Raw genomic sequence first — 1,004 nt, 5'->3', positions numbered from 1 at the left:
GGGGCGCTCACCGCCTTGGCCGCCGGGGCCTTCACCATGGGGGTCCGTGCCGGGGCCGCCACCGGCGTGCGCTGCGCCACCACCGCACCTGCGCCCACGTTGAACACCGCCACCACTTGCGACAGACGCTGTGCCTGTTCGTGCATGGCCGCCGCCGCCGCGCTCGATTCCTCCACCAGCGCCGCGTTTTGCTGGGTCATCTGGTCCAGGTTGGCCACCGCCTGGTTCACCTGCCCGATGCCGTCGCGCTGTTCTGTCGAGGACGCCGTGATTTCTCCGATCAGGTCGCTCACCCGCCGCACGCTGTGCACGATGTCTTGCATGCTTTGGCCGGCTTGTTCCACCTGTGCCGAGCCCGATTCGACGTTATCCACGCTGGTGGTGATCAGTTGCTTGATTTCCTTGGCCGCTTCGGCACTGCGCTGGGCCAGGCTGCGCACTTCTCCGGCCACCACGGCGAAGCCCCGGCCTTGTTCGCCGGCGCGGGCCGCTTCCACCGCGGCGTTCAGCGCCAGGATGTTGGTCTGGAAGGCGATGCCGTCGATCACGCCGATGATGTCGGCGATCTTGCGGCTGGAGTCGGTGATTTGCTGCATGCTGGTCACGACCTGGCCCACGACCTGGCCGCCGCGCTCGGCCGCCTGGGCGGCGTTGGCCGCCAGTTGGTTGGCCTGGCGTGCCGTGTCCGCCGATTGGGTCACGGTGGCTGTCAGCTCTTCCATGCTGGCTGCCGTTTCTTCCAGGTTGGCCGCTGTCTGTTCCGTGCGCGAGGACAGGTCCTGGTTGCCGATGGCGATCTGGCTGGAGGCCGCAGAGACCGATTCCACCCCCGAACGCACTTCGCCCACCACGCCGCGCAGCCGCGCGCCCATCGCCGACAGCGAGCGCAGCAGGTGGCCCAGCTCGTCGCGCCTGTCGTCGTGTACGTCCTGCGTCAGGTCCCCAGAGGCGATCGCGTCCGCCAGGCCCACAGCACGCGCCAGCGGGCGCGTGATCGAGTGCAC

Annotated in this window: 1 protein-coding gene; it reads right to left on the bottom strand. The window is 68.9% G+C overall.

Features of this window, described 5'->3' with window-relative positions; all coding sequences use genetic code 11:
- The coding region (locus tag BP68_RS19220) for a methyl-accepting chemotaxis protein (RefSeq protein WP_496374776.1) at positions 1–1,004 on the bottom strand (1,004 nt) is incomplete at both ends.

The sequence above is a fragment of the Diaphorobacter oryzae DSM 22780 genome, assembly GCF_059568935.1.
This window is presented reverse-complemented; position numbering and strand designations above follow the sequence as displayed.